Source organism: Pseudoduganella sp. LjRoot289, from assembly GCF_964252925.1.
In the GTDB taxonomy this organism is placed as follows: domain Bacteria; phylum Pseudomonadota; class Gammaproteobacteria; order Burkholderiales; family Burkholderiaceae_D; genus Rugamonas.
This window is the reverse complement of sequence record NZ_CAXUPN020000001.1, coordinates 1,599,919-1,617,662: the sequence shown is the minus strand read 5'-3', so window position 1 is coordinate 1,617,662 and position 17,744 is coordinate 1,599,919. Positions and strand designations below refer to the sequence as shown.

Here is a 17,744-nt window from a genome sequence, read left to right as displayed (position 1 = left end):
TGCATGCAATGATTCTAACAAAACATAGGGCGTCATAGAGGGAGTTGCACGCCATTCGTGCGCGGGTGGGTGGCAATTCCCGGCGTTATCGGCCACACTGCGCTTCCGCACGGTTGGACTTCGAGGTATCAGATGCAAAAGCTCATTTCAGAATTAACCAGGCTCTACCTTCCGGACGGCGGCCTGCCGGAGGGCGTGCTGGCGCGGCACGTGCAGGGCCAGGCCGCCAATCCGGTCAGGCTGGCCGCCAGCGACGGCCGGACGCGGGCGCTGGCCATCCCCTTCCCCAAAATGGCCGACGGCGAGGACACGCAGCACTGGAGCCGCTTGTGCGAGGTGGCCAATGCCCTGCAAATTGCGCTCGGCTTTCCGGCGCCGGCGGTCAGCATCTCCGGCGAGAACGGCTTCGCGCTGTGGCTGTCGCTGGAAAAGCCGATCGCGGCGCACCTGGCGCAACAGTTCCTGGCGCTGCTGAGGCAAGCCTACTTCCCCGACATCGCGCTGCGCCCGGACGCCGCCAGCGCGCCGCTTGAATTGCCGCCCGGCCTGCATCCCGCGACCGGCAAGTGGGCCGCCTTCATCAACCCCGGCCTGGGCGCGTCCTTCGCCGACGAATCGGGCCTGGAAATGGCGCCGCCGTTCGCCGGACAGACCGCGCTGCTGCAAGGCCTGCAGCGCATAGGCGAAGCGCAGTTCCTGAGCGCACTCGACAAGCTCCGGCAAGCGCACGGCGCCATGCCGGCAGCCGGCGATCCGGCGCCGCAAGCTGCCGCGGCCCAGCCAGGCTTGCTGCTCAAAGACGCCACGCTCGAGGACATCGTGCGATTTCTGCACGCGAAAAATATCGAACCGACCTTCAGGCATCTGTTGCCAAACGCCGATCCAGTGCCTCCGCCGCGCGCCCGAAGTTAAAAATAAGACAATATTCCACGGCGAAACCGGCGCTTTCGGAGAAGGCGCAAGATTGACAACCCGACCCTTCTGACATATATTCCACAGTCTTGATCGGGAGAGGGCAGACTTGCGCTGCCGCCGAAGGGGCACTACCCAAAAACTCTCAGGCAAAAGGACCGGTCAAGGGCCAGCGGCGCACGTCGCAGCTGGGTCAAACTCTGGAGAGCGGCTGCGGCGTCACGCCGGCAGCCCACCGAAGGGGCGTGCGGATTCCCATCCGCTATCTCTCAGGTACCAAGGACAGAGGGGTTCGTCGCATTGTGCTGTGCATTCTGCTTCCGTTAACCCCTATATCTATTGGACTGCCCCATGACGCTCAAAGCGACCCCACTCAATAACGCTCACCGCGCCCTCAACGCCCGCATGGTCGATTTCGGCGGCTGGGACATGCCAGTCAACTACGGCTCGCAAATCGAGGAACACCACGCGGTGCGCAGCGACGTCGGCATGTTCGACGTCGCCCACATGTGCGTGGTCGACATCAAGGGCGACAATACGCGCGCCTTCCTGCGCGGCCTGCTGGCCAACAATGTCGACAAGCTGCAAGTGTCCGGCAAGGCGCTCTACTCCTGCATGCTGAACCCGCAAGGTTTCGTCATCGACGACCTGATCGTCTACTTCATCAACGAGAGCTGGTTCCGCCTGGTCGTGAACGCCGGCACCGCCGAGAAGGACGTGGCGTGGATGCAGGCGCAGAACGCGGCCACCGGCTCGGGCGTGACGATCACCCAGCGCCGTGACGCCGCCGCAGGTGACGAAAAACCGATGGCGCTGATCGCCGTGCAGGGCCCGAACGCCCGCGCCAAGGTGTGGGACGTGATCGCCGGCTCGCAGGCGGCCACCGCCGACATGAAGCCGTTCAACGTCGCCTTCGTGCACGATACGCCGTTCGGCGAGGCGATGATCGCCCGCACCGGCTACACCGGCGAAGACGGCTTCGAGATCGGCGTCGCCGCCGAACAGGCCGAGGCGCTGTGGAACGCGCTGCTGGCTGCCGGCGTGAAGCCTGCCGGCCTGGGCGCGCGCGACACGCTGCGCCTGGAAGCGGGCATGAATCTGTACGGCCAGGACATGGACGAAACCGTCAATCCGCTGGACGCGGGCCTGGCATGGACCATAGACCTGGTGTCCGAGCGCGACTTCATCGGCAAGGCGGCGCTGCAGGCGATGGGGCAGAACGCCCAGTTCGTCGGCCTGATCCTGCGCGAAAAAGGCGGCGTGCTGCGCGCCCACCAGAAAGTCATCGTGGCCGGCAGCGAGCAGGCCGGCGAGATCACCAGCGGCACCTTCAGCCCGACCATGCAGCAAGCCATCGCGCTGGCGCGCGTGCCCAACGGCGTGGCCGTCGGCGACACCGTGCACGTGGAAATCCGCGACAAGAAACTGGCCGCCACGGTCGTGAAGCTGCCGTTCGTGCGCAACGGTAAAATCCTGGTAGCCTGACCCGAATTGTTACGACCAAACGTACCACCAAACATAACCAACTGGAGCCATACATGAGCAATATTCCTGCAGACCTGAAGTACACCGAGTCCCACGAATGGGTACGCGCTGAAGCGGACGGCACCGTGACCGTCGGCATCACCGAGTTCGCGCAGGACGCACTGGGCGATATCGTCTTCGTCGAGTTGCCGAAAGTCGGCACCAGCTACACCGCCGGCGACGACGCCGCCGTGGTGGAATCGGTCAAGGCCGCCTCCGACATCTACGCGCCGCTGTCGGGCGAAGTCGTGGCGGTGAACGACGCCGTGGCCGACGCGCCCGAGTCGATCAACAGCGACGCCTACGGCGCCTGGCTGTTCAAGCTCAAGCCTGTCGACGCGGCAGCCATCAACGGCCTGCTCGACGCAGCCGCCTACGGCAAGACCACCGAAGGCTGATGTGTCATTCCCGCGCATGCGGGAATCCATACACCGCCTCCCGGCCGGCGCAGCATAGGTTCCCGCCTTCGCGGGAACGCCAGGCCGCCGGCCCAGATTTCACTTTCCGCTCCCCGCCATCATGACCCGTACCAGCCTGACCCAACTCGAAGCGCGCGATGCCTTCATCGCCCGCCACATCGGCCCGGACGCCAACGAGCAGCAGCAAATGCTCGACGTGCTCGGCTACGCCACCCGCAGCGCGCTGATCGACGCCATCGTGCCGCCGTCCATCCGCAACAAGAGCGCCCTGCCGCTCGGCCAGTTCTACGAGCCGATGCCGGAAACCACCGCGCTGGCCAAGCTGAAAGGCATCGCCACGCAGAACCAGGTGCTCAAATCGCTGATCGGCCAGGGTTATTACAACACCCACACGCCCGGCGTCGTGCTGCGCAACATCTTCGAGAACCCGGCCTGGTACACCGCCTACACGCCTTATCAGCCTGAGATTTCGCAGGGCCGCCTGGAAGCGATCCTGAACTTCCAGCAAGTGATCACCGATCTGACCGGCATGGGCATCGCCAACGCGTCCATGCTGGACGAAGGCACGGCCGCTGCCGAAGCCATGACGCTGATCCAGCGCGTGGGCAAGTCGAAGTCGAGCACCTTCTATGTCGCTTCGGACGTCCTGCCGCAAACCCTGGAAGTGGTGCAAACCCGCGCCCTGCCGCTGGGCATCACCGTGAAGAGCTTCGACCCGGCCGAACTGGCCGGCGTGAGCGATGCCTTCGGCGTGCTGCTGCAATACCCCGGCGTGAACGGCGTGGTGCGCGACTACCGCGCCGCCGTCGAGACCGTGAAAGCGGCCGGCGCCATGGTGGTCGTGGCAGCCGACCTGCTGGCGCTGACCATGCTCACGCCGCCGGGCGAATGGGGCGCGGACGTTGTGGTCGGCAACTCGCAGCGCTTCGGCGTGCCGCTGGGCTTCGGCGGCCCGCACGCAGGCTACCTGTCGACGCGCGACGAATTCAAGCGTTCGATGCCGGGCCGCCTGGTCGGCGTCACCATCGACCAGCAGGGCAACAAGGCCTACCGCCTGGCCCTGCAAACCCGCGAGCAGCACATCCGCCGCGAAAAAGCGACCTCCAACATCTGCACCGCCCAGGTGCTGCTGGCGGTGATCGCCTCGATGTACGCCGTCTACCACGGCCCCGCCGGCCTGCTGCAGATCGCCACCCGCGTGCACCGTTACACCGGCATCCTGGCGGCCAACCTGCGCACCCTGGGCTACACCATCAACGACAGCTATTTCGACACGCTGACCGTCAAGACCGGCAACGCCGCCGCGCTGCACGCGGCCGCCGTCGCCCATGGCGTGAACCTGCGCCGGATCGACGCCAGCCATGTCGGCATCTCGCTGGACGAGACCATCACCCGTGACGACATCGCCACGCTGTGGACGGTGTTTGCCACCGGCGTCGCCAACGCCCCTGCCGCACCCGACTTCGACACCGTCGAAGCCGGCGTGAACAACAGCTTCCCCGAAGCGCTGGCGCGCAGCTCGGCCTACCTGACGCACCCGGTCTTCAACCGCTACCACTCTGAAACCGAGATGCTGCGCTACCTGCGCAGCCTGGCGGACAAGGACCTGGCGCTGGACCGCACCATGATCCCGCTGGGCTCGTGCACCATGAAGCTGAACGCCACCAGCGAAATGATCCCGGTGACCTGGCCGGAATTCTCGACCATCCACCCGTTCGCGCCGGACGAGCAGACCGTCGGCTACCGCGAAATGATCGCCCAGCTGGAAGAAATGCTGTGCGCCGTGACCGGCTACGCGGCCGTGTCGCTGCAGCCCAACGCCGGTTCGCAGGGCGAATACGCCGGCCTGCTGGTGATCCAGAAGTACCACCAGTCGCGCGGCGAAGGCCACCGCAACATCTGCCTGATCCCGTCCTCGGCGCACGGCACCAACCCGGCATCGGCCAATATGGTCGGCATGCAGGTGGTGGTCACCGCCTGCGACGAACGCGGCAACGTCGACCTGGCCGACCTGAAAGCCAAGGCCGAGCAGCATTCGAAGAACCTGGCCTGCGTCATGGTCACCTACCCTTCGACCCACGGCGTGTTCGAAGACGGCATCCAGGAACTGTGCGAGATCATCCACTCGCACGGCGGCCAGGTCTATATAGACGGCGCCAACATGAACGCGCTGGTCGGCGTGGCCGCGCCGGGCGCATTCGGCGGCGACGTCTCGCACCTGAACCTGCACAAGACCTTCTGCATTCCGCACGGCGGCGGCGGCCCTGGCGTCGGCCCGATCGGCGTTGGCGCCCACCTGGCCAAATTCCTGCCCAACCAGCGCTCGAACGGCTATGTGCGCAGCGAAGACGGCATCGGTTCGATCTCGGCAGCGCCATTCGGCTCCGCGTCCATCCTGCCGATCTCGTGGATGTACATCGCGATGATGGGCGGCGCCGGCCTGACCGCGGCGACCGAAACCGCGATCCTGAACGCGAACTACATCGCGCGCCGCCTGGCACCGCACTACCCCGTGCTGTACTCTGGCCACGACGGCCTGGTGGCGCACGAGTGCATCCTGGACCTGCGTCCGCTGACCGATGCCACCGGCATCAGCAACGAAGACGTGGCCAAGCGCCTGATGGACTTCGGTTTCCATGCCCCGACCATGAGCTTCCCGGTGCCGGGCACGCTGATGATAGAGCCGACCGAATCCGAAGCCAAGGGCGAACTGGACCGCTTCATCGACGCGATGATCGTCATTCGCGGTGAAATCGCCAAAGTGGAAAGCGGCGAGTTCGACAAGCAGAACAACCCGCTCAAGTTCGCGCCGCACACGGCCGAAGTGCTGACATCCGACAGCTGGGACCGCAAGTACAGCCGCGAAACGGCCGCCTTCCCGGTGCCGTCGCTGCGCAAGCAGAAGTACTGGCCGACGGTGGGCCGCGCCGACAACGTCTACGGCGACCGCAACCTGATGTGCGGCTGCGCACCGATCAGCGACTACGAGTAAGCGTGTCATTCCCGCGCAAGCGGGAACCGATATAGCGACCACGATATGTCATTCCCGCGCACGCGGGAATCCATACCGACCATCCGCAGTTGACTGAGTATGGATTCCCGCCTACGCGGGAATGACGGCGCGCCGAGACCCCCCACCGTATGGTGGGCGACGCCGTGTGGTGGGCAACCCCGTGAGGTGGACGACCCCGTGGGCTGGGGCACAGCGCAAGATCGGCCATGCTACGAGGTGGACCGCCTACCAGCCCAGGTCGAGCTCGATGTTGCCTTCCTCGTTGAGCTGGATGCTGCGGCAGCCGGGCTGCGGACCGGTCGGCAGCACGAGCTGGCCGGCAAGCTGGCTGAACAGCTCGGCCGATGTCTCGCCGAACTCGGCCACCACGGTCTGCTGCAGCGATGCCAGGCTGGCCGGGTTGCCTTCCCAGTCGTTGGTCAGCTTGTTCATATTGAGCAGGTGCGCCAGCGCGTCGGACACCACGTACATGCCCACCACGCCTGAGTCGGTGGCCGCCGGCGCCCGCTTGCCATTGACCGCCAGGCGCACCACGCCGCTGTCGTCCGGCACGAACTGCAGCCGCATCGACCAGTGCATGGTGCTGCGCGCCCAGCCTTTGCCCAGGTTGACCTTGCGGTTGAACAGCGCCATCTTCTGGCTGGCGCGGTCCCATTCGTAGCGCATCAGCGAACTGTACAAGTCCACCGTCAGGCGCGGCACGCCCGCGCCGTCGGGCTGGGTCGACACCGTCACGCTGAACTGCAAGTCCTGCTCGGATTCGCGCACATGGGACAGGCGGTTGCCTTCGCGCCAGTGCAGCAGCACGTGGTCGCGGTAGCCCCAGCCGCCGGCGTTGGCGACGAACACGGCGCGCATGGCGTTGTCCAAGGTGGCCGACACGCCCGATTTCTCATTGAACGATTCGTCCCGGTTCAGGCCGACGTCCGGGGCGACCCGCAGATTGCGGTAGTCGGGCAGCAGACTCAGACGCTCCTGGATAGGGTCGATCAGCATGGGCTTGAGGAAGCGCTTGAAGAAGACATCCCGCGCCACCACCAGCCGCCCGGCGCAACCGGGCGCGTAGCCCGGCCGCAAATCGGCCAGTCCGGCCACCGACGTCATGTTGCGGCCGTCCGTGCTGGGTTTGCGGCCCAGCATCTGCAGCAGATTCACCGTGCCGCCGGACGACAGGTTCACGCAGCCGGCCTGCAGGCGCGCGAGCACCTCGTCGCCAGGCGCCAGGCGCACCGACGCATAGCCCAGCACGAAGGGGTTGCCGGCGCCGCCCAGGTCCTTCAGCCAGGCGCCGATGAGCTTGGTGAAGTTGTCTTTCAGGAAATCATTGTCGGTGACCAAAGCGCTGTGCGACCAGTCCGCCTGCATCGGATCGCATTGCGCGAAGTCCGGCACCAGCTTGTGCAGGCAGTAACGGCTCTCGTCGAAGCGCGACAACGCCTCGGCGCACTCCGGCGACGCCCCCGCCAGCGCCTCGGCCAGCGCCACCGGCTCCAGCTGCAAAGTGACGGCAAACGCCAGTTTCCATCCGGCAACTGATTGTTTCAGCACGCCGCTGCGGTTGCCGTTGTAGAAGCTGATGTTGCCGCTGGTAAAAGTCAGCTTCAAGCTGGCACTGCGCGGCGCGGCAGCGCCCAGCAGCAGTTGCGGCGGCGCCAGCAGGACCCGGTCGGCGCCCTCGCCGCCGATCAGCAAACCGGCCTCGTCGAGATTGCCGGCCTGCACTTCCACCGGCAAACGGCCGGCTTGCTGCAGCGCGCCAAACTGGGCCCGCAGCGTCTCGGGCGCCAGCGCCCAGACCACGTCGTAGCCGCCCAAAGTGGCCGGCGCGTGCAATGCCGACCCTTGCGGAGGCAGCCTCAAGGCGCGGATGCCGCCAGCCTCGACAGCGTTGCTAAAGGTAAACATGGAAACATTTGACATCTTATATTCTCTCTTGAGGAAATGCTAATATCTAGCCTGGCGAACTAGACGCAATGTAATGCGGATTACGTTCCGGAGCCTTCCTGGAATCTTCCGGTGATGTAAGTGTTTGATTTTTATCAAAATATTTTTTCAGTATAGGCAGCAAAATGAGTGACAGGGGCTTTCGCTTCGGCGAATGGCAGATCGAGCCAGAAAGCAATATCTTGCAAAATGGCAATGAACGTAACCAGCTGGAACCACGGGCGATGGACGTTTTGCGCTATTTATGCCGCCACGCGGGTGCCGTGATACCCGCCGAAGAGCTGTTGCAAGCTTGTTGGGGCAACATCGAGCTGGGCGACAATCCGGTCCACAAAGCCATCACCCAATTGCGCCGGGCGCTGGGCGATTCGAGCACCGAGCCGCGCTTCATCGAAACGATACGCAAGCGCGGCTACCGCGCCATCGCCGCCGTCGTGGCCAACGTGGCGGCCGACGAAGGCGGCTGGCTGCAAGGTTCGCCGTTCCGGGGTCTGGAAGCGTTCCAGGAAAATCACGCCGCCGTGTTCTTCGGCCGCATGCAGGCCATCGCCCAATTGCGCGATGTGGTGCGCAAGCAAGCTGCGGCCGGCTGCGCCATGGCCCTGGTGCTGGGGCCATCCGGTTCCGGCAAGACTTCGCTGGTGCGCGCCGGGCTGCTGCCCCAGCTGATGAAGACAAACAGCAGTGCGACCGAACCGGTGGCGCTCGAATGCACGCTCTACCTCGATTGCGCCGACATGGCCGACGGCGGCCTGTTCCAGGCCCTGGCGGCGGTGCTGCTGGACACCGAGCTGGACGGCAAGCTGGTGTTTACCGGCGACAATGCCGAAGCGCTGGCCAAGCGCCTGGAGGGCCCGCACAGCGACGCCGTCGTCGAGCGCCTGGGCCTGAACCAGCGCCGGCCCCGCGTCGGCCTGTTTGTCGACCGCCTGGAGGCGATCTTCCGCGCACCTGGCGTCAGCGAAGACTTGCGCAGCCACTTCCTGTTTGTACTGGAACAGCTGGCGCGCTCCGGCGCGGCGCTGGTGATGTTGGCTTGCCGCAACGATTTCTATCCCGACGTGATCGCCCTGCCCGCCCTGATGGCGCTGAAATCGCGCGGCGGCCACTTCGACTTGAGCCCGCCCGAGGGCGCGGACATCGCGCAGATCGTGCGCCAGCCGGCGCGCGCGGCGCAGCTGCGCTTCGAGCAGGACGCCGGCAGCGGCGCCAGCCTGGACGACGTGCTGTGCGACGCCGCACGCGGCAGCCCGGACACCCTGCCGCTGCTGCAATACTGTTTGAACGAGCTGTACCGCCAGCGCAGCGCAGACGGCACGCTGCTGTTTTCCGTGTTTGCCGACCTGGGCGGGATCGACGGCGCCATCGCCGCGCGCGCCGAGCAGGTGGTCGCGGCGCTGGAACCGGCCCAGCGCGCCGCGCTGCCGCACGTGCTGTCGCTGCTGGTCGACTTGTCGGAAGAGCAAGGCACGGTCACCGCGCGCCGCGCCGCCTGGTCCTCGCTGCACAGCGACGAGGCGCAGGCCCTGGTGCGCGCGCTGGTCGAGGCGCGCCTGTTCGTCAGCGAGCTGGCCAGCGACGTGGCCAGCTTCGGCGTCACCCATGAAGCGCTGCTGCGGCGCTGGCCGCGCGTGGCCGACTGGATAGAGCAGCACCGCAATGCGCTGCAGGTGCGCACCCGCATCGGCCGCGACGCCGAGCGCTGGCAGGCGGCCAGCCGTCCGCGCGACCTGCTGCTGCCGCGCGGCAGCCAGGTCAACCAGGCACGGGCGCTGCTGGACCTGGACGGTTTCACGCTGGCGCCGCTGGAACAGGAGTTCGTGCGCAGTTCGGTGCAGCGCGTCAAACTGGGCGAGCGCATCAAATTGGCGATGACGGTGGGCGTGACGCTGCTGGCCATCCTGGCGGTCATCCTCGGCATAGTCGCGCGCAACGCCGAGCGCGACGCCGAGCAGCAGCGCACCGAGGCCGAGGGCCTGATGAGCTATATGCTGGGCGAGTTCGTGGAAAAACTGCGCCCGCTGGGCCGCCTCGACCTGCTCGACGGCATCAGCGGCAAGGCGCTGACCTATCTGTCATCGACGCGCAACACCAACGTCGGCATGGCCACGCTGGTGCAGCGCGCCAAGGCCCTGCAAGTCATCGGCGAAGTGAATATTGCACGCTCCAACCTGGCCAAGGCGAGCGAGGCGCTGCAGGCCGCGCGCAACATCCTGCTGAAACTGGAGCATACCAATAGCGACCGCAAGGAACTGTATAAGGCATTGGGCAACAACGCCTTTTTCCAAAGCCAGGTCCACTTCCGCCGGGAAGAACTGGACCAGGCCGAGCAGTACATCCAGGAATACCGTGTCCAGAGCGACCGCATGGCCGCCATCGATCCGGCCGACAGCGATGGCTGGATGGAGCAGTCCTATGCCCACAACGGCCTGGGCGCGATGGCGATGAAGCGCGGCCAGTTCGTCCGCGCGGCCGAGGAATTTGCAACCTCGGTGCAGCTCAAGCAACGCGCGCACGACAGTCAGCCGGGCAACCAGAAACTGATGGCCGACCTGGCCAACACGCTCTCATGGCTGGCCGAAGCCAAGGCCAAGCAGGGCTTGCTGAAGGAGGCGATGGAATTTTATCATCGCGAGGAAGAGCTGCTGCGCCCGCTGCACGACGCGGCGCCCGGCAACGCAACGTGGACCAACCGCCTGGCCAGCGCCCTGACGTTCCAGGGCGAGCTGAAAATTTCGCTAGGCCAGCAAAGCAGCGCGCGCATCAACTTGCTGAGCGCCGAGGAGCTGCTGCGCGAGGTGGTCAACCAAGACCTCAGCAACCGGCATTGGCAGCTCAGCCTGTACACCGTACAGATGAAGCTGCTCGATCTGGACAGGGATCTTGGCGACGCAGCCGGCACCTTGCCCAAGCAGCTGGACTTGCTGGCCAAACTGGCCGCGCTGGGCGCCTTGAGTGCCAAGGAACAACCGAGCCTGCTGCCTCAACTGACGGCGGTGGCGCAACAATCGCTGGCGGCCACCCAGGTCAAGCTGGGCCACCTGGCCGAGGCGCGCCGCCAACTGACCGTCAGCACCGCCATGCTTGAACGTCTGTATGAGACCAGCAAGGGGGACAGTTACTACATTCCCAAGCTGGCCATGGGACTGCTGATGCAGGCCGACCTGGAGCGTGCGAACGGCGCCTCCGGGTCCGCGCAACGCATCTGCCTGAAAGTGAAGCAGTTGCTTGGCGCAGTGGGCGAGCAAAGTTCCAACTATACGCTGCTCGCTCCCTACGTTCTGGCCCAACACTGCCTGGGCGAGCTGGAGGGGGCGCAAACCCAGAAAGCCAAACTGGAGAGCATGAATTACCACGAACTCAATTATATGAAGGCGATTGCCGCCATCCCAGCCAAGGGGGCAAAGCCTTGAACCGAGTTTTTTCGCAGTTGCACCACCCTACAGGCATGCCGCAACGCCTGCTTGTTTTACTTTTCCAAACTAACCCATATGGAGCACATTATGCTGAACAAATCGATCTTGTCCAAGCTGGTCGGCACTTTCTCGGCAGGCAACGCGCAAGTTGCGCCCGCACCGATGCGCAAACTGTCGGCAATGGAAATCGCGGCTGTGGCCGGCGGTCCGGATCACCCGCACGATCCTATCCCGCTGGCGCTTGCCGACGCCGTTCCAGCGTCAAGCATCTAAGCACACCGCAGTGACGGAGGTATAGGGCGGCGCCCTATACGCATCAACCAAGCCGGGCCGGAGCAACAGCCGGTCCGGCCTCCCCGAATCTCGCCTTATGACATACACAGCATGAGCGACCTGTTCCGCGAACAGGCCATCATCCACAAGTCGCACCGCTTCCACGGCACCGTGCTGCTTGCGCGCACCTGGAGCTATCCCGCGCTGACGCTGCTGTTTTGCGCCATCATCGCGGCAGTCATCGCTTTCGCCCTCAACTTCGGCTTCAGCCGCAAGGAAACCGTATCCGGCATGCTGGTGCCCGAGCGCGGCACGGTGCGCCTGGCCACGCCGCAGGCTGGCGTGGTCACCCGGCTGTTCATGCGCGAAGGCCAGCCAGTGCGGCCCGGCGACCCGCTGTACTTGCTGTCGGGCGAGCGCACCAGCGCCGCCGGCGCCACGCAGGCCGCCGTCAACACCACATTACAGGCACGCATCGCCCACCTGAACCGGGAACTGGCGCAGCAAGGCCAACAACACGGCAACAAAGGCCAGGAGCTGGAGCGGCGCCTGGCCAATCTGCAGGCCAGCCTCGCGCAGATCCACGCCGAATTGGCGCTGCGCCGCCAAAAAGTACAGATTTTGCGCGAAGTATCCCGCAACGTCGCCGATCTTGCCAAGGAAGGCGCAGTCTCGCGCAACACCGCCGGCGACAAGGCCGCCGAGCTGCTGGAGCAGGAAGCGCGCATTTCGGCCCTCGAACTGGAGCGCCTGGCGATGCAGCGCGAGATCGGCACGCTGGGCGCCAGCCGCGCCGACCTGCCGCTGCAAAGCGGGCGTGAAGCGTCCCAGCTGCAGCGCGACATCGAGGCGCTGAAGCAGCAGGCCAGCGAGAGCGAAGCGCGGCGCGAACTGCTGGTGCGCGCCGAACAAGCCGGCCGCATCGCCGCCATCGTACTCGACGAAGGCCAGGCGGTGACGGCCGACCAGCGCGTAGCGAGCCTGCTGCCGGACGGCAACATGCTGGAAGCCGAGCTGTACGCGCCCACCCGCGCGGCCGGCTTCATCCGCCCGGGCACCGAGGTGCTGCTGCGCTACGACGCCTTCCCCTACCAGAAATTCGGCCAGTTCAAGGGCCGCGTGCGCGAGATCTCGCAAGCCACTGTGGCGCTGGGCGAGGTGCAGCGCGCCTCGGGCGGCGGCACGGCGGCCGGGAACGGCGCCGCCGGCATGCCGGGCACAGGCGCCGGCGAACCGGTCTACCGCATCCGCGTCCGGCTGGACGCGCAACAGATAGCCGCCGGCGGCCAGGCGCGCGTGCTCATGCCCGGCATGCAGCTGGGCGCCACCCTGGTGCTGGAACAGCGCACCCTGGCGGAGTGGGCGCTGGAACCGCTGCTGGGCATCAAGGGCAGGCTTTGAAAGAACCGTACTGAATGGACGCCATAGAGACCCTGGGACTGTGCCGCAAGGTGCCCGTGTTCCTGCAGACCGAAGCCACCGAGTGCGGGCTGTGCAGCTTGGCCATGGTGGCCGATTTCCACGGCTACCGCGCCGGCCTGGCCGCGCTGCGGCTGCGCTTCCCCATCTCGCGCAAGGGCGCCACGCTGGAAAGCCTGATGCGCATCGCGCGCGCGCTCAAGCTGGAAACCCGGCCGCTGCGGCTGGAACCGGGCAACTTGCCGGAACTGGCCCTGCCCGCCATCCTGCACTGGGACATGGACCACTTCGTGGTGCTGGTCTCGGTCTCGGCGCGCAAGGTGGTGATCCACGACCCGGCTGTCGGCCGGCGCAGCTTCACCTTGGAAGAGTTCGGCAAGCACTTCACCGGCGTGGCGCTGGAGCTGAGCCCGGCCACCGACTTCCGCCCGGCGCGCGCGGAATTGCAGTTCACCCTGCGCGGCCTGATGGGCCGGATCACCGGCCTGAAGCGCGGCCTGAGCCAGATCCTGCTGCTGACCCTGGGGCTGGAGTGCGTGGCCATCGGCCTGCCCTTCTTCCTGCAATGGGTGGTCGACCAGGCGCTGCTGTCGGCCGACCGCGACCTGCTGGCCACCCTGGCGTTCGGCTTCGGTCTGCTGGTGGCGATCCAGGCCGCCATCGGCGCCGTGCGCGGCTGGTTTGTCGTCGCGCTCAGCGCCAGGCTCAATTTCCAGTGGCTGGGCAATGTGTTCTCGCACCTGATGCGGCTCCCGCTGGACTACTTCGAAAAGCGCCATGTCGGACGCATCATCGCCAGCTTCGGCTCCATCTCCACTATTCAGAAGACCTTGACCACCGGCTTCGTGCAGGCCGTGGTCGACGGCGCCATGGTGTTCGGCACCCTGGCCATGATGCTGCTCTACAGCCGCAGCCTGGCCCTGGTGGCGCTGGCGGCAGTGGCGCTGTACGGCTTGCTGCGCTGGAGCTTGCTGCACGCGCTGCGCGATGCCACCGCCGAGCAGATCATCCACGCCGCGCGCCAGACCACGCACTTCGTCGAAACGGCGGGCGGCATCCAGAGCGTGCGCCTGTTCGGCAAGGCCGAGCAGCGCCGCACCGGCTGGATGAACATCCTGGCCGAGCAGTTCAACGCCGAACTGCGCATCCAGCGCGTCAACATCAGCCACGAGACGGCGCGCACGCTGCTGTTCGGTGTCGAGCGCATCCTCATCATCTGGCTGGCCGCGCGCGCCGTGCTCGACCGCGAATTCACGGTCGGCATGCTGTTCGCCTTCATCGCCTACCAGGACCAGTTCTCGCAGCGCCTGGCCGCGCTGATCGACAAGCTGGTCGAGTTCCGCATGCTGCGCCTGCACGGCGAGCGGGTGGCCGACATCGTGCTGAGCGAAACCGAGGCCGAGGGGCCGCACGACGGCGACGAGCCGGACCTTCCCGCCAGCGCGCCCAGCCTGGAATTGCGCAACGTCAGCTTCCGCTACTCGCCCACCGAGCCCTTCGTGGTCGACAACATCGACCTGCACATAGGCGCCGGCGAATGCGTGGCGATCACCGGCGCGTCCGGCTGCGGCAAGACCACGCTGATCAAGGTTCTGCTGGGCTTGCTCACCCCGGAACATGGCGAAGTGCTGGTGGGCGGCATGCCGATCAAGCGCCTGGGGCTGACCAGCTACCGCCAGCTGATCGGCACGGTGATGCAGGAGGACCGCATGTTTTCCGGCTCGGTGGCCGAGAACATCAGCTTTTTCGACCCGCAGCCGGACTGGCCGCGCATCCGCGCGTGCGCGCAGCAGGCCGCCGTGGCGCAGGAGATCGAGCACATGCCGATGGGCTACAACACCATCACCGGCGACAACGGCATCGGCATCAGCGGCGGCCAGAAGCAGCGCCTGCTGCTGGCGCGCGCGCTGTACCGCCGGCCACGGATACTGGTGCTGGACGAGGCTACCAGCGAGCTCGACATCGCGAACGAAAAGAGCGTCAATGCGACGGTCAAGGCGCTCGGGCTGACCCGCATCATTGTCGCGCACCGCCCGGAGACCATCGCCATGGCGGACCGCGTGATACGGATACACGGCGGGCGCGTGCTGCAAGAGCCGAGGCAGGAGATGCAAGCGGCTGGTTGAGCGCCAATTCCAAAACATTTGCAAAAAGGGTAAGATGGGCCATCACTGTTCAGGAGGACGGCCATGAAACCATCGTTCAAGGCGGCTCTGATATCGGGCCTGATTTTCCCGGGGCTGGGCCAAATGCTGGTGCTCAAGCGCTTCGCGCGGGGCAGCGTGTTCCTGCTGCCGACGCTCGCCGGCGCCCTGTATATCGTTCGCATTGCATATGAGCAAATAAATGCGCTGGCCGGGCAACTGGCCAGCGGCGCCCTGCCTTTCGACGTCGCGCTGATCGCCCAGCATATCGCCGCCTCGCGCACCAACGGTCCGGCCATGACGGCCGCCACGCTGGCTTGCGTGCTGTGCTGGAGCGCCAGCATACTGGACGCGTTACTGTTCGGCAACGATCCGCACTGCGACCCGGTGCACGCCCCCCACCACCCCCGCCACCCCGCCCAACATCAAGGACAACCATGAGAACAACACGCTCGGCTCCCCTGCCGCAAACCCTCGCAGCCTGCCTGCTGATGCTGGCCGCCGGTATGGCGGCGGCGCAAAGCACCGGCATCAAGCGCACCGTGGTCAAGAAGGAGGACGTGTCGGTGCCCGGCCGCGAGGCCGTGGTGGCCAGCGTGGAGCTGGCGCCCGGCGTCGTGGCGGGACGCCATACCCATCCGGGCGACGAGATCAGCTATGTGATGGAGGGAGAAGGCGAATTGATGATAGACGGCGAAGACCCGCGCCGCGTGAAGGCGGGCGAAGCATTCGTGATCAAGGCCGGCGTCGTGCACGACGCCCGCAACGTCGGCACGGTGCCGATGAAGCTGGTGGGCGTGTACGTGGTGGAGAAAGGCAAGCCGCTGGCCAGCCCCGCCAAGTAAGGCCTCGCACGCCTCGTAAAGGCGCGTCGTACGGCGGTGCAGCGATGCGGGCCCCATGCTGACCCAAGCCAGCATGGATTCCGCTTTCGCGGGAATGACAGGCCTCTTGGATTCCCGCTTACGCGGGAGTGACACGCGCGAGGAGGCTTACGTCAGCTTGGCCGCGTGCTCGCGCGTGGCGTGGAACTGCAGCTTGGGCCAGCGCTCCTGCGTCAGGCGCAGGTTGACGCCGGACGTGGCCAGGTAGGCCATATTGCCGGCCGCGTCGTAGGCCACGTTGTGGCCCAGCGCCGCCTCGAAGTCGGCCAGGGCCTTCTTGTCGTCCGACGAGACCCAGCGCGCGCTGCTGATGCTGGTGCCTTCGAACACGGCATCGACGCCGTATTCGTTCATCAAACGGCTGGCCACCACCTCGAACTGCAGCACGCCGACCGCGCCCAGGACCAGTTCGCCGCCCTGCACCGGCTTGAAGACCTGCACCGCGCCCTCCTCGCCCAGCTGCTGCAAGCCTTTGTGCAGCTGCTTGATTTTCAGCGGGTTGCGGATGCGCACTTGGCGGAAGAAGTCCGGCGCGAAGTAGGGAATGCCGGTGAAAGTCAGCGGTTCGCCTTCCGAGAAGGAGTCGCCGATCTGCATATTGCCGTGGTTGGGCAGGCCGATGATGTCGCCCGCGTACGCCTCTTCCACCTGCTCGCGCGACGATGCCATGAAGGTCACCACCGACGACACTTTGACCTCGCGCCCCAGGCGCAAGTGCTTGACCTTCATGCCGCGTTCGAAGCGGCCCGAGCATACGCGCAGGAAGGCGATGCGGTCGCGGTGCGCCGGGTCCATATTGGCCTGGATCTTGAACACGAAACCGGTGAACGGCTGCTCGGTCGGCTCGACCACGCGCACGGTGGCGTCGCGTCCGCGCGGCGCCGGAGCCCAGTCGACCAGCGCCGACAGGATTTCGCGCACGCCGAAATTGTTGATGGCCGAACCGAAGAACACCGGCGTCTGTATGCCGGCCAGGAACTGTTCCAGGTCGAAGGGGTGCGAGGCGCCGCTGACCAGCTCGACTTCCATGCGCAACTGGTCCATCTCCAGCGGGAACATCTCCTGCAGGCGCGGGTTGTCTATGCCCTTGATGATCTCGACAGCCTGGTCGGCGCTCTCCGAACCGGCGCGGAACAGCAGGATCTCGTCGTTCAGCAGGTGGTATACGCCGCGGAAGTTCTTGCCCATGCCGATGGGCCAGGTCACCGGCGCGCACTGGATCTTCAGCACCGATTCGAGTTCGTCGAGCAGTTCCAGCGGATCGCGGCATTCGCGGTCCAGCTTGTTCATGAAGGTGACGATGGGCGTGTTGCGCATGCGGCAAACGTCGAGCAGCTTGATGGTCTGCGCTTCCACGCCCTTGGCCGCGTCGATCACCATCAGCGCCGAGTCGACCGCCGTCAGCACGCGGTAGGTGTCCTCCGAGAAGTCCTGGTGGCCGGGCGTGTCGAGCAGGTTGATGACGTGGTCACGGTGCTCGAACTGCATCACCGACGAGGCCACCGAAATGCCGCGCTGCTTCTCGATCTCCATCCAGTCCGAGGTCGCGTGGCGGCCGCTCTTGCGGGCCTTGACGGTGCCGGCCATCTGGATCGCGCCCGAAAACAGCAGCAGCTTTTCAGTCAGCGTGGTTTTACCCGCGTCGGGGTGGGAAATGATGCCGAAAGTGCGGCGGCGCAGGGTTTCGCGCGCGATCAGCGCCGGCGTCTTGCCGCTGGCGGCTGCCGGTGCGGCGTCGTCTGATTGTTCTGGGATGCTGGATTCGATGTCGTTGGCCATGTTCGCGACCATAAATG

At 65.8% G+C, this 17,744-nt stretch carries 12 protein-coding genes and 2 riboswitches; of the genes, 10 read left to right on the top strand and 2 right to left on the bottom strand.

What is annotated here, in order from left to right; translation table 11 throughout:
• Window positions 1-132 precede the first annotated feature (132 nt).
• From ACSQ8Y_RS07070 to gcvP, 4 genes are all read left to right on the top strand, one after another.
• Window positions 133-912, top strand: a complete 780-nt coding sequence (locus tag ACSQ8Y_RS07070; protein ID WP_436265740.1) for a hypothetical protein — start codon at window positions 133-135, stop codon at window positions 910-912.
• A gap of 84 nt (window positions 913-996) precedes the next feature.
• Window positions 997-1,083: riboswitch (glycine riboswitch) on the top strand.
• 19 nt (window positions 1,084-1,102) lie between these two features.
• Window positions 1,103-1,208, top strand: a riboswitch (glycine riboswitch).
• A 55-nt stretch (window positions 1,209-1,263) separates the two neighbouring features.
• Window positions 1,264-2,397 carry a glycine cleavage system aminomethyltransferase GcvT gene (gene gcvT / locus ACSQ8Y_RS07065; protein ID WP_436265739.1) on the top strand — a complete coding sequence of 378 codons (1,134 nt, stop codon included), beginning with the start codon at window positions 1,264-1,266 and terminating at the stop codon, window positions 2,395-2,397.
• 53 nt (window positions 2,398-2,450) lie between these two features.
• Window positions 2,451-2,834, top strand: a complete 384-nt coding sequence (gene gcvH, locus ACSQ8Y_RS07060) for a glycine cleavage system protein GcvH (protein WP_436265738.1) — start codon at window positions 2,451-2,453, stop codon at window positions 2,832-2,834.
• A 121-nt stretch (window positions 2,835-2,955) separates the two neighbouring features.
• Window positions 2,956-5,847, top strand: coding sequence for an aminomethyl-transferring glycine dehydrogenase (gene gcvP, locus ACSQ8Y_RS07055; protein ID WP_436265737.1), 2,892 nt, complete (start codon window positions 2,956-2,958; stop codon window positions 5,845-5,847).
• A 246-nt stretch (window positions 5,848-6,093) separates the two neighbouring features.
• Here gcvP and ACSQ8Y_RS07050 read toward each other — a convergent pair whose 3' ends face one another.
• Window positions 6,094-7,788: a hypothetical protein gene (locus ACSQ8Y_RS07050; protein ID WP_436265736.1), complete on the bottom strand. Its 1,695-nt coding sequence runs from the start codon at window positions 7,786-7,788 to the stop codon at window positions 6,094-6,096.
• A gap of 149 nt (window positions 7,789-7,937) precedes the next feature.
• Between ACSQ8Y_RS07050 and ACSQ8Y_RS07045 the strand changes: the two genes are divergently transcribed.
• The 6 genes from ACSQ8Y_RS07045 to ACSQ8Y_RS07020 all read left to right on the top strand — a co-directional run bounded on the left by ACSQ8Y_RS07045 (window position 7,938) and on the right by ACSQ8Y_RS07020 (window position 15,909).
• Window positions 7,938-11,225 carry an nSTAND1 domain-containing NTPase gene (locus tag ACSQ8Y_RS07045; protein ID WP_436265735.1) on the top strand — a complete coding sequence of 1,096 codons (3,288 nt, stop codon included), beginning with the start codon at window positions 7,938-7,940 and terminating at the stop codon, window positions 11,223-11,225.
• 90 nt (window positions 11,226-11,315) lie between these two features.
• The gene (locus tag ACSQ8Y_RS07040) at window positions 11,316-11,501 is read left to right on the top strand and encodes a hypothetical protein (RefSeq protein WP_436265734.1); all 186 of its coding nucleotides are present in this window, start codon (window positions 11,316-11,318) and stop codon (window positions 11,499-11,501) included.
• Window positions 11,502-11,612: 111 nt separating this feature from the next.
• A complete protein-coding gene (locus ACSQ8Y_RS07035) occupies window positions 11,613-12,902 on the top strand; it encodes an HlyD family secretion protein (RefSeq protein WP_436265733.1) in 1,290 nt (429 codons plus the stop codon).
• 14 nt (window positions 12,903-12,916) lie between these two features.
• Window positions 12,917-15,046 (top strand): peptidase domain-containing ABC transporter, encoded by a 2,130-nt coding sequence (locus ACSQ8Y_RS07030; RefSeq protein WP_436265732.1) that lies wholly within the window; start codon window positions 12,917-12,919, stop codon window positions 15,044-15,046.
• 63 nt (window positions 15,047-15,109) lie between these two features.
• Entirely contained in the window at window positions 15,110-15,505 is a 396-nt protein-coding gene (locus ACSQ8Y_RS07025; RefSeq protein WP_436265731.1) for a hypothetical protein, read from the top strand.
• Window positions 15,502-15,909 (top strand): cupin domain-containing protein, encoded by a 408-nt coding sequence (locus ACSQ8Y_RS07020; RefSeq protein WP_436265730.1) that lies wholly within the window; start codon window positions 15,502-15,504, stop codon window positions 15,907-15,909. Before ACSQ8Y_RS07025 ends, ACSQ8Y_RS07020 begins: the two co-directional genes overlap by 4 nt.
• A 147-nt stretch (window positions 15,910-16,056) precedes the next feature.
• Here ACSQ8Y_RS07020 and ACSQ8Y_RS07015 read toward each other — a convergent pair whose 3' ends face one another.
• Window positions 16,057-17,727 carry a peptide chain release factor 3 gene (locus ACSQ8Y_RS07015; RefSeq protein WP_436269777.1) on the bottom strand — a complete coding sequence of 557 codons (1,671 nt, stop codon included), beginning with the start codon at window positions 17,725-17,727 and terminating at the stop codon, window positions 16,057-16,059.
• Window positions 17,728-17,744: the final 17 nt, after the last annotated feature.

What these genes read in the sequence shown, in the direction of transcription:
- ACSQ8Y_RS07040 (WP_436265734.1), top strand. Translation starts at nt 11,316, where the DNA reads ATGCTGAACAAATCGATCTTGTCCAAGCTGGTCGGCACTTTCTCGGCA.
- ACSQ8Y_RS07020 (WP_436265730.1), top strand. Translation starts at nt 15,502, where the DNA reads ATGAGAACAACACGCTCGGCTCCCCTGCCGCAAACCCTCGCAGCCTGC.
- ACSQ8Y_RS07025 (WP_436265731.1), top strand. Translation starts at nt 15,110, where the DNA reads ATGAAACCATCGTTCAAGGCGGCTCTGATATCGGGCCTGATTTTCCCG.
- ACSQ8Y_RS07050 (WP_436265736.1), bottom strand. Translation starts at nt 7,788, where the DNA reads ATGTCAAATGTTTCCATGTTTACCTTTAGCAACGCTGTCGAGGCTGGC.
- ACSQ8Y_RS07035 (WP_436265733.1), top strand. Translation starts at nt 11,613, where the DNA reads ATGAGCGACCTGTTCCGCGAACAGGCCATCATCCACAAGTCGCACCGC.
- gcvP (WP_436265737.1), top strand. Translation starts at nt 2,956, where the DNA reads ATGACCCGTACCAGCCTGACCCAACTCGAAGCGCGCGATGCCTTCATC.
- gcvH (WP_436265738.1), top strand. Translation starts at nt 2,451, where the DNA reads ATGAGCAATATTCCTGCAGACCTGAAGTACACCGAGTCCCACGAATGG.
- gcvT (WP_436265739.1), top strand. Translation starts at nt 1,264, where the DNA reads ATGACGCTCAAAGCGACCCCACTCAATAACGCTCACCGCGCCCTCAAC.
- ACSQ8Y_RS07070 (WP_436265740.1), top strand. Translation starts at nt 133, where the DNA reads ATGCAAAAGCTCATTTCAGAATTAACCAGGCTCTACCTTCCGGACGGC.
- ACSQ8Y_RS07045 (WP_436265735.1), top strand. Translation starts at nt 7,938, where the DNA reads ATGAGTGACAGGGGCTTTCGCTTCGGCGAATGGCAGATCGAGCCAGAA.
- ACSQ8Y_RS07030 (WP_436265732.1), top strand. Translation starts at nt 12,917, where the DNA reads ATGGACGCCATAGAGACCCTGGGACTGTGCCGCAAGGTGCCCGTGTTC.
- ACSQ8Y_RS07015 (WP_436269777.1), bottom strand. Translation starts at nt 17,727, where the DNA reads ATGGCCAACGACATCGAATCCAGCATCCCAGAACAATCAGACGACGCC.